General features: G+C 56.5%; 9 protein-coding genes, 1 tRNA gene and 1 pseudogene. 2 read left to right on the top strand and 9 right to left on the bottom strand.

Annotated features, from left to right (window positions below; genetic code table 11):
* Positions 1–3: 3 nt before the first annotated feature.
* Positions 4–627, bottom strand: coding sequence for a hypothetical protein (locus AD930_RS01245; RefSeq protein WP_156476797.1), 624 nt, complete (start codon positions 625–627; stop codon positions 4–6).
* 262 nt (positions 628–889) lie between these two features.
* On the opposite strand from AD930_RS01245, the gene AD930_RS01250 reads away from it, so the two are divergent.
* Positions 890–1,081 (top strand): CsbD family protein, encoded by a 192-nt coding sequence (locus AD930_RS01250; RefSeq protein ID WP_043550360.1) that lies wholly within the window; start codon positions 890–892, stop codon positions 1,079–1,081.
* Positions 1,082–1,435: 354 nt separating this feature from the next.
* Here the strand turns inward: AD930_RS01250 and AD930_RS01255 are convergent.
* From AD930_RS01255 to mnmE, 6 genes are all read right to left on the bottom strand, one after another.
* Positions 1,436–1,511: transfer RNA gene (locus tag AD930_RS01255), tRNA-Lys, on the bottom strand.
* Positions 1,512–1,578: 67 nt separating this feature from the next.
* Positions 1,579–2,502: a ParB/RepB/Spo0J family partition protein gene (locus AD930_RS01260; protein ID WP_208598541.1), complete on the bottom strand. Its 924-nt coding sequence runs from the start codon at positions 2,500–2,502 to the stop codon at positions 1,579–1,581.
* Positions 2,496–3,287 carry a ParA family protein gene (locus AD930_RS01265; protein ID WP_061504829.1) on the bottom strand — a complete coding sequence of 264 codons (792 nt, stop codon included), beginning with the start codon at positions 3,285–3,287 and terminating at the stop codon, positions 2,496–2,498. Before AD930_RS01265 ends, AD930_RS01260 begins: the two co-directional genes overlap by 7 nt.
* Positions 3,280–3,876 carry a 16S rRNA (guanine(527)-N(7))-methyltransferase RsmG gene (gene rsmG, locus AD930_RS01270; protein ID WP_061504830.1) on the bottom strand — a complete coding sequence of 199 codons (597 nt, stop codon included), beginning with the start codon at positions 3,874–3,876 and terminating at the stop codon, positions 3,280–3,282. The genes AD930_RS01265 and rsmG overlap by 8 nt, the downstream gene beginning before the upstream one ends.
* Positions 3,873–5,744, bottom strand: a complete 1,872-nt coding sequence (gene mnmG / locus AD930_RS01275) for a tRNA uridine-5-carboxymethylaminomethyl(34) synthesis enzyme MnmG (RefSeq protein ID WP_061504831.1) — start codon at positions 5,742–5,744, stop codon at positions 3,873–3,875. The genes rsmG and mnmG overlap by 4 nt, the downstream gene beginning before the upstream one ends.
* Positions 5,745–5,762: 18 nt before the next feature.
* A complete protein-coding gene (gene mnmE, locus AD930_RS01280; RefSeq protein ID WP_061504832.1) occupies positions 5,763–7,085 on the bottom strand; it encodes a tRNA uridine-5-carboxymethylaminomethyl(34) synthesis GTPase MnmE in 1,323 nt (440 codons plus the stop codon).
* A gap of 301 nt (positions 7,086–7,386) precedes the next feature.
* On the opposite strand from mnmE, the gene AD930_RS01285 reads away from it, so the two are divergent.
* Entirely contained in the window at positions 7,387–7,854 is a 468-nt protein-coding gene (locus AD930_RS01285; protein ID WP_061501795.1) for a methylated-DNA--[protein]-cysteine S-methyltransferase, read from the top strand.
* Positions 7,855–7,887: 33 nt separating this feature from the next.
* On the opposite strand, the gene AD930_RS01290 is transcribed toward AD930_RS01285, so the two are convergent.
* Complete coding sequence (locus AD930_RS01290) at positions 7,888–10,065, bottom strand: M1 family metallopeptidase (RefSeq protein WP_244150452.1); 2,178 nt, start codon at positions 10,063–10,065, stop codon at positions 7,888–7,890.
* 33 nt (positions 10,066–10,098) lie between these two features.
* A pseudogene (locus AD930_RS18040) lies at positions 10,099–10,491 on the bottom strand (hypothetical protein); the annotation flags it as partial.

Genomic DNA, 10,491 nt, shown 5'->3' on the forward strand with positions numbered 1-10,491 from the left:
GCTTCATTGTGCGGTCGCTCCGGCTTCCAGAACAATATCAGAGCCGTCCGCATGCCCCTGCGTCGCCTGCGCAATATCTTCACGGTTGCCAGCCAGAGCAAAGGGGTTGCCATCTGCTGTAGCCAGAGAGCCTGCTGCATTGCGGATCTGTGCGGCGTCTGGTGCGGCCCCCTGCTGGCAGGCCCGTGGCGCGACATAGAGACCTGAAGGCGCGAAAGACGCGTCCATCAAAATCTGCTTCTGCAAAGAGCCGCCTGTATGGACCTGTACCAGCCCAAGACGGACGGACTCCGGCTTCTGGTGTGTCGCTTTATTGCCAGACGTATCCTTAAGTTGCGGTTCGGCTGGTGCGCCGCCAGGGTTATGTTGCCTCGCCGCCATAATAGGCACAGCCAGGCAACCAGGCGTTATGACCTGCCCCTGCTTGTCGAGGATCACGCCATTTGGCTGAACGGTGAGTGTCTCAGAAGCCTGCTCAAATTGCTGCGCAATACGGGAAGGCCGGCTCCCCACCACACTATCCAGAGTGGTGGAAACGGAGGCCATGCTACGGGCTGAAGCAGCATAGTTCCCATTCCGCGCGGCTGCTCCCTGCGCAAAGGCATGTGATCCGGGGAAAAGGGACACGAGAAGAGCACTAAGAGAAAAAGCAGAGGTTTTAAATTTGAGCGAAACAATCATGACAAAAAATTTAGAACACTCTTTTGTGACTGTCCATGAAGTGGTTGCTATGGGCGGCCATACTCACAGTGGTCTTTACAGGAACACGCCGTTTAAATGTGAGCCGATGCGTGTTTCCCAACGGCTCTCCTGAATCTTTTTATGCCCGCTTTCGGAACCCAGCCGAGAAGCCAGCGTTTTATTTCACAGACAAAGGGAGGATATCGAAATGAGCTCCATGAAAGATAAAGTCGCTGGTGTTGCTAACCAGGTTGCCGGCAAGGTTAAAGAAGAAGCCGGGAAGCTGACGGACAACGAACGTCTTGAAGCTGAAGGCGCTGCGCAGAACCTTAAAGGCAAAGTGCAGAAAACCGCTGGTGACGCGAAAGACGCCGTTAAGAGCGGCATTGATAAGCTCTAAGTTTTAAAAACTTTCTGCTTTGAAGAAAGCCCGGATACCTTAGTGGTGTCTGGGCTTTTTCTATTGCCGCTCAATAAAAGCGAATATTTTGAAAATTTGGCATAATCGAAAGAGATTACGAGCCACCTGCTCCGTCAGTTCGGAAACGACAGCAACGGCAAAACAGGGAACTCAAACGACCATGAGTGTGGAGCTGGCATTTCTTCAGTAATGAAAGAAAACAGGAAATGCTTTTTTATAATGATTGAGGAATTCCAGCCTTGCTGACACACCCATTCTCACTCGAATGATTCCGGAAGACTGCCGGGATGATAAACCCGGAAATCTAAAAACCACCTAAATCTTTGAAAAGATTGGTGGGCGCACAAGGGCTCGAACCTTGGACCCGCTGATTAAGAGTCAGCTGCTCTACCAACTGAGCTATGCGCCCTTACAGTTCTATGAACTGAAGTGGATGCTTTCTATCATCCACTTTCCTTTAAGACAAGTCTGAAAATTCAGCTTTTTAAACGGGCCAGTACATCATCCAGCTGATCGAGGCTTTTATAGTGGATCTGCAGAGAGCCACCTTTCCGCCCATCAAAATGGACCTGCACTTTCAGCCCCAGCCGCGTCCCCAGATCCCGCTCCAGCGCCGCAATTTCAGGGTCTGCTGTTTTCTTAGCCGGAGCAGGCTTGTCCTTGCCTTTGTTTTCCAGAGCTTTCTGCACAAGGCTTTCCGTCTGTCTTACGGAAAGACTTTTTTCAATGACTTCTTTCGCCGCGGCGATCGGGTCAGGATGTGCCAGAAGCGCCCGCGCATGCCCCGCAGACAGAGCCCCTGCCCCTACAGCTTTCCGCACGCTTTCAGGCAAGCGTAGCAGCCGCATGGTGTTGGCTACATGCGGCCGGGACTTGCCTATAGCCTTGGCAAGTTCGTCCTGCGTTAGGCTGTAATCTTCCATCAGACGGCTGAAGCCGTCGGCCTCTTCAATGGGGTTCAGATCAGCACGCTGGAGGTTTTCCACCAAGGCCGCAGCCATGGCGTCGACTTCATCCAGATCCCGCACATGCACTGGCACAGTGTGGCACTGAGCCAGTTGTGCCGCGCGCCAGCGTCGTTCCCCGGCGATAATCTGATATTGCCCTTTTTTGCCCGGATCAGGCCGCACCAGAATAGGCTGTAAAATCCCCCGTGCGCGGATAGACTCAGCCAGTTCCTCCAGTGCGCCGGGTTCCATATCCTGCCGGGGCTGGAAAGGCCCAGGAACCAGAACGTCCACAGACAAAGAACTGACAGGTGCTGCTGCACTTCCAGCAACAGGCTGAGCAGAACCAGAAGGCGCAGCCGCTACAGGTGCTGCAACATCTCCCAGCAGGGCAGCAAGGCCTCGGCCGAGTTTAGGGCGGGCAGCAGATTTACGCTGAGACATGCCTAGGATGCTCTCCTCTTAATTTCCGCCGCCAAGGCCCGATAAGACGCGGCGCCGCTGGCCCGTGGGTCATAAGTCATAACCGGCTGACCATGGCTCTGTGCCTCAGAAATACGGATATTTCTGGGAATAATGGTTTCAAGCACATCATCCCCAAAAAAGCTCCGCGCATCTGCTGCGACAAGCTCAGACAGATTATTTCGTCTGTCATACATTGTCAGCACAATACCCGCGATTTTCAGCGAGGGGTTAAGTTTTTTTCTGACCCGATCAATCGTCTTCACCAGATGCCCCAGCCCTTCCAGCGCGAAGAATTCACACTGCAAGGGGGCCAGCACGCCATCGGCTGCTACCAGGGCATTCAGGGTCAGCAGGCTCAGGCTGGGCGGACAATCGATAATGATATAATCCACGCTCTCGGCTAACGGAGCCAGAGCATCACGCAGGCGCTTTTCACGCTCGTCCGCGTCAACCAGTTCGATCTCTGCCCCAACCAGTTCGGTATTCGCCGCTATAACAGACAGGCCATCGATCTCGGTTGGCTGAAGAAGGTCAGCGGCAGGCTTTTCGTGCATCAGCAGGGCGTAGGCCCCGCCCTGCCGGGCATCATACCCAACACCCAGACCTGTGGACGCATTGCCCTGCGGGTCCATATCAAGCAGCACGACCCGTGTACCGTCTTCAGCCAGAGCGGCGGCAACATTAATGGCCGTGGTTGTTTTCCCAACCCCACCTTTCTGGTTTGCAATAGCCAGAATACGGCACGTTTTTGTTTTTTTGTCAGACTTAGACACGTTCAAGATTGCTCACTTCAAGAATCACACCATCATGGCTTGTTATGCTGCGGTGGATACGCACATTCATGTGCCAGTTGCGTCGGGCCTCGGTCAACTCTTCATCCGCCTGCTGACCTTTGAGAAAGAAGGCTTTTCCCTGTTTTTCCAGCAAGGGTGCGGTCCAGTCCAGCAGCTTGCTTAAAGAGGCCAGAGCCCGCGCCGTGACAACGGGAGTCGGAGCAAGGTCTACCTGTTCAATCCGCTCGGCCAGCACCTCAATTGGGGCCTGCGTGACACGGGCAGCTTCCCGCAGGAAGGCCGCTTTGCGCTGGTCAGACTCAATCAGCGTTCCGGGTACACCCGTCGCGATTGCAACAATCACACCGGGGAACCCCCCGCCTGACCCCATATCAATAAACCGCTCCTGCCCTGCTACCAGCGGGGCAAGCTGAAGGCTATCCAGCACATGGCGTTCCCACACGCTGGCAATATCCCGCGAGGAGACCAGATTGATCCTTGGGTTCCACTTTTCCAGCAGGGCGACAAATGCTTCCAGCCGTTCCTGTGTTTCACGTGAAACATGTAGCGTTTCGGGCAGGTCGATCATCGGGCCGCCGTCCTCTGCCTGACATGCGCCAGGACCGCCACCAGTGCAGATGGTGTCACGCCGGGGATTCTTTGCGCAGACCCAAAATTTTCGGGTTTGGCGCGTTCAAGCCGTTCCTTCATTTCCGCACTTAATCCCCCGATTGCATTGAAATCCATATCCTTGGGAAAACGGATTTCAGCTTCAGCCTCAAGCTGACGAATTTCGCGCTGCTGCCGGACAAGATAGCCTTTATAGCGGGCCTGCGTCGTCACGTAATGTCGGGCGCGCGCCGGAGCATTCAAATACCATGGAGCCAGCTTTTCAAGCGCTGCATCGTCCAGGCCATAGCCCAGAATTTCCAGCAACGTTCTGCGCCGGCCATCCTGCGCCACTTTCAGTCCGGCCTGCGCTAAAGCCTGCGGCTGCCAGCTTTCCTGCTCGGCACGCTCCGTAATTTCCTTGATTTCTGCACAATCTTTTTCAAAAACAGCACGGCGCTCTGCACCGACACAGCCCCATTCAATCCCGAGTTCGGTCAAACGCATATCGGCATTATCGGCCCGCAGAGTGAGGCGGTATTCTGCACGGGACGTAAACATCCGGTAAGGCTCACTCACACCTTGTGTGGTCAGGTCATCCACCATCACGCCGATATAGGCCTTCCCACGATCAAGGCTGACAGCGCCCTGCCCTGCGGCACGCCGGGCGGCATTCACACCCGCCAGCAGTCCCTGTGCCCCGGCTTCTTCATAGCCCGTCGTGCCATTAATCTGCCCGGCCAGAAACAGGTTCGGACATTTTTTCAGCTCAAGAGAGGATGTCAGTTCCCGCGGATCCACATAATCATATTCCACCGCATAACCCGGCTGGGCGATAACGGCCTGTTCCAGACCGGGGATAGAGCGGATCATGGCCTCCTGCACATCGGCTGGCAGGCTGGTGGAAATGCCGTTGGGGTAAATCAGATGTCCACCTTCATGCTCAGGCAGAGCTTCAGGTTCCAGAAAAATCTGGTGGCTGGTTTTCTCTGCAAAACGCACAACTTTATCTTCAATAGACGGGCAATAACGCGGACCACGGCCTGAAATTGCTCCACCATAAACAGCAGAGAGATGCAGAGACTCCCTGATAATATCATGGGTTTTTTGTGTTGTCGCTGTAATGCCGCAGACCATTTGCGGGTTTGTAATGGTGGTCGTCAGACGACTAAAGGGTTCGGGGGATACATCCCCCTTATCTTCCGCCAGAATTTCCCAATTTATGCTGTTTCTTAATAGACGCGGCGGCGTGCCCGTTTTGAGTCGCCCCATCGTGAGTTCAAGATTTTTCAGGCGCTCTGCTAATGCAACCGCAGGTTGTTCACCCACGCGTCCCGCCGGCTGGCTTTTATGCCCAATGTGAATAACGCCATCCAGAAAGGTTCCGGTGGTCAAAACAACCGCCCCGGCGTGCCATTCTGTGCCATCTTCACAGACAACGCCCTGCACATCGCCTGCATCCGTGCAGAGCAGGTCTGTGACAGCGCCTTCCTCACAGCTCAGGTTAGGCGTTTCCGCCAGCAGGTCCTGCACCGCCTGTTTGTAGAGAAAGCGGTCAGCCTGTGCTCGTGGCCCCTGCACGGCTGGGCCTTTGGACCGATTAAGCAGTTTGAAGTGAATCCCTGCCCGATCTGCCGCGCGACCCATCAGACCATCCAGCGCGTCAATTTCACGCACCAGATGCCCTTTCCCAATCCCGCCAATCGCCGGGTTGCAGGACATTGCTCCAACAGTGTCTTTGCGATGCGTCAGCAGGAGTGTGCGCGCCCCACACCGGGCGGCAGCTGCAGCGGCCTCACACCCGGCATGGCCACCGCCCACCACGATCACATCATACGAACGGTCCATAATCCTGCCGCCTTACCCTTACTTTCCGATACAAAACTGACCGAACACAGCATCCAGCAGGTCTTCCACCCCAACATGCCCTGTCAGCCGCCCTAAAGCCCGCATAGCGAGCCGTAATTCTTCCCCACGCATTTCCGGCCACTCCTGCTGCAAAGCGGCCTCCAGACAGGCACAGGCTTCCTTAACCCCTGCCTTATGCCGGGCCCGGGTCAAAAGTGGCGCGCCGGATGCAGACGATGCCGTCAGCGCTTCCACCTTCTGCTCCAGCAAGGCTTTAAGCTGGTCCAGCCCCTGCCCTGTTTCAAGGCTGACAGCCATAACCGGATGACCCTGAACCTCTTTCGGGACAACGCCGAGATCCAGCTTATTGCCTATCAGCACGCTTGCGGGAAACACCTCCTGCGGCTCATCCCCTGCGGCAAACATCTGCAACACACAGTCGGCCTGTTTCACGTGAAACAATGCCCGCTTTACGCCTTCTGCCTCAATGGCATCTTCGGTCTCGCGCAGGCCCGCTGTATCTACAAACGTCACACGGACACCCGCCAGAATACCGCTGATTTCAATGGCATCCCGCGTTGTACCCGCCATTGGGGAAACAATAGCCGCATCCCGGTCTGCCAGCCAGTTTAAAAGGCTGGACTTGCCTGCATTGGGTGGTCCGGTAATGGCAAACACTACACCACGCCGGATGCGCTCCCCACGGTCGCCTTCCTGAATGTGGCTCTGCATAGCGGCGATAAGACTGTGAATTTCGTCCAGAAGCCCCTGCTCAACTTCCGGTGGCAAATCTTCATCCGGGAAATCAATCAGCGCTTCCTGATGCGCCAGAACGCGCTTCAGCCGGTCCGCCCAGTTCTGATAAAGGCGGCTGAGTGCACCATCGGTCTGTGCCAGAGCCAGTTTGCGCTGGCTTTCTGTTTCCGCCTCAACCAGATCTGAAATACCTTCGGCTTCAACCAGATCCATCCGTCCGTTCATAAAGGCGCGACGCGTAAACTCTCCGGCCTCTGCCGGGCGCGCACCCCCTTCTACCAGAGCCCCTGCCACAGCCTTGATGACCGCCGGGCCTGCATGCAGATGGAGTTCAAACCCATCCTCGCCCGTGTAACTGTGCGGGCCGGGAAACCAGAGAACCAGTGCTTCATCCAGCAAATTGTCCTGCGTGGTTGCATCCTGCCAGACACGCCGTAAAGCGGCCCGTCGTGCGCCGGGGAGTTTGCCTATCAGGCGTTGCAACAGCGCCTCACTCCCGGCACCACTCACCCGCATAACCGCAATAGCAGCCCGCCCCAGCCCCGTGGATAATGCAAAAATCGTCTCTTCACCCTGATAGGCCACGGTGGTTTTTCCCTTCCTGCATGATCTGTAAAAGGCCAAGGCTGCTCTGAAAACTCTGGTTTTGTCTGGCGTGGGCGCACACCGTTTGCACTGTTCCTCTGGATCTCTGCGCCTCGCTATAAGGGGCCACCTCTGAGGAGAATGCAGGGGCTTTCTAAAACAGATCAGCCCTCAGACGTAAGCTAAAAACACATCCACGTTTTGCACCGGCTTTTTGTGGCCTCTTTCTTCACATGACAAGCTTCAGACTGCCGCGCATACTGCGACCTCATCACAGCTCAGACAATGACGGACGACGACCATGCCACAGCTTTCACTCCACTCCCCCATCGGGCCGCTGACCCTGACAGAAGAAGAGGGTAAGATCATCTCGCTCGACTGGGGCTGGGGACGTGACCAGACAGAAACGCCCATGCTTTGCGCCGCACGGGACTGGCTGGATACATGGTTTGATGAACCGAAGGCCGCTGGCCCCTTTCCTTTCCCGCTGGAGCCGATGTTCGGCACGGATTACCAGAAACGGGTGTGGAACGCTCTGTGCGCCATCCCTGTGGGCACAGTCACAACCTATCAGGCTCTGGCGAAGGACGTGGGCGGAAGTGCACGGTCTGTCGGGCAGGCTGTTGGGCGGAACCCCATTCCCATTCTGATTCCCTGCCACCGTGTAGTTTCGCAGAATGGGCTGGGCGGATATTCCGGTGATGGCGGCGTGGATGACAAACGCTGGCTTCTGAATCTGGAAGGGGCATCCATTCCGTCACGCGACTGACGCGTTGCTGGATGCCCCTGCTCTGTCCGTCCGTTAGGGTGCTGAGGCACCCTGCACGGTCGGAGTGGAAGCCGCAGACGGTGCAAACTGATGCGCTGCCGTAAGCTTAACCGTAAAGCTGTTATCCGCACGGTTCAGATCCGGGATCATATGGTCCGGGTCCAGCACAGCAGACCGGATAGCCAGCTTACCCGGGATCTGGAGCGTGACTGTGTTTCGCTGAGACCAGGTTTCCGTAGGAATGGTGAGACGAGCTGAACTCCCGTCCATCCACGTAATAGCCAGCACGACAGGCAGAGGCAGCCAGCCTTTGTTTTCCACCTGTACCCGCGCCCCCTGCACCGGGTTTCCGTTCACATAAGAGACGGATTTCAGGCGGTAATCTGGCCCCCAGTTCTTGAAATACCAACCCCGCCAGAACCATGAGAGATCCTCCCCGGCCTCGCTTTCCATCACGCGAAAGAAGTCAGACGGTGTGGGGTGGCGGAAGGCCCAGAGCGCAATGTAGTGCTGGAAGGCACGGTCAAACCGGTCAGCCCCAAGAATCTGCTCCCGCAATAATTGTAGGCCATAAGCGCCCTTAAAATACGTCACGCTATGGCGATATTTTTCAGAGATCAGGTCAGCCGGTGTCATCAGAACAGGCGCTGACTGATCTTTCAGCACCGGCACAATATCATCCGCCGGGTGGCCGGTCTGGGGGGCGAACTCTACGTCATGCTTGGGCGCAAATTCCCCATGGTTGAAATGGTCGGAGGCATAGACGTCGATAAAGGTATTGAAGCCTTCATCCATGAACGCATTACGGCGCTCATTAGAGCCGACAATCATGGGGAACCAGCCATGGCCCAGTTCATGCGTTGTCACCCAGAACAGCTCTGCGCCGGCATCCTCCTTGCCGTCAAACACAATGCCCGGATATTCCATAGCCGCACCATGGCCGCCCACATTCACCGCGTTCGGCCAGGGATACGGGAACCATTTTCCTGAAAAATATTCGATGGCGTGCTTCACGTATTCTGTTGAGCGGTCCCATTTTTTCGCCCCCGCAGCCTCTGCAGGGTAGACTGACATAGCCAGCCGCGGGGCAGGATTTTTGGCATCACTCCCCTCCAGCGCAGGCAGGTTGAGCCGGGCGGCATCCCAGAGCAGCGTGGGAGACGCAACAAAAGCAACATCCCGCGTGTTGGCCATATGGAACTGCCAGGTCTGCGTCTCCGTTTGTGGCTGATGCACAATGGCCTGCACGTCTTCCGGCGTGCGAATCATAATGCGGGTTTCACTGGTGGCAGACTGCGCCAGTCGGGCTTTTTCCTGCGCGCTCAGCACGGCATCCGGGTTTGTCAGCGCGCCGCTTCCTGCCACCAGAAAGCCTTTAGGCACGGTCACGCTGTAATCAAAATCCCCGTAGTCCAGATAGAATTCCTGCCCCAGATACGGGGCAGTATCCCAGCCGCGCTGGTCATCATAGACCGCCATCCGGGGGTAAAACTGGGCGATTTCATACATCTCGCCGTCTTCATTCTGGCTGAAGCCTGTCCGCCCGCCCCATTCCCCGGGAATGGTGTAATGCCAGGAAACTTTCAGGGTGAGATGGCCCCCCTTCCCCGGCAGAGCCTGCGGCAAGGGCACCTGCATGCGTGTGTCTGAAACAAGCGGCGTGAGGGGTGTTTCCTTACCATCCGCACTCAGCGCCACGGCCTCAATAATCATCCCGTCCGTATGATCCTGGAGCCGCTGGGGTGCCGCGTAAGCGCCGCGTGAGCCTTGCTGATAGATATTCTGGTCGAGTTGCAGCCAGAGCGTGGAAAGGCTCTCGGGGCTGTTATTGGTGTAGGTCAGTGTTTCACTGCCGGACAGCGTATGGGTCGCAGGGTCAACATGCACATGAATGTTGTAATCAGCCCGATTTTTCCAGGCCATCGGACCGGGAGCGCCATTGCCAGAATGATAGAGATTGACCGGCTGAGGATAAGCAAGCGGTGCAAAAATCTGGAATGGATCAGGCTCGGCAGCCTGTGCCACGGAGAGTGCGCTTCCGGCCAGCAAACCTGCCAGAAGCCCCCTGCGGGCCGGAAGAATAATTTTGTGAAACCACGTTTTTTCGAAACAGCCAGACACCTTCACCCCACTCAGACAAATCATTTTCTGCCTGAGAGCGTAAACCAGAATGTAGCCGGAATAAAAGAAAGGCCGCCCGGATGTTTCCATCCCAAGCGGCCTTTTATCAGGAAAATACCCAGATCAGCGCTTGTCGCAGCTTTCCGTCAGGGAGTTGAAGAACCGCCCGGCACTGCAATGCACGACATCAGAGCCCTCCTGTGGGGCCTGTCCAGCCGCCTGAGGAGCGTTTCCGTAATAAGCGGGCTGCGCGTAGGTAGGATAGCCTCCCTGCGCGACAGGCGGCTCTGTGGGCTGTGCGTAGTAAGACGGAGGGGCATACATGGTCTGCGGGGCCTGATAGCTCTCCTCCGCAGATGATGCGACCGCAGCGCCGACAGCCAGCCCTAACACCGAACCAAAGGCAAAGGGCGCCCCCCAGCCCCAGCCGCCACCCCAATAAGGGCTGCCCCAGACACCATAGCCATAACCGGGATAGCCCCATCCGTAGCCCGGATAACCCCAGCCACCCCAGCC

Source organism: Acetobacter malorum, assembly GCF_001580615.1.
Classification (GTDB): Bacteria; Pseudomonadota; Alphaproteobacteria; order Acetobacterales; family Acetobacteraceae; genus Acetobacter; species Acetobacter malorum.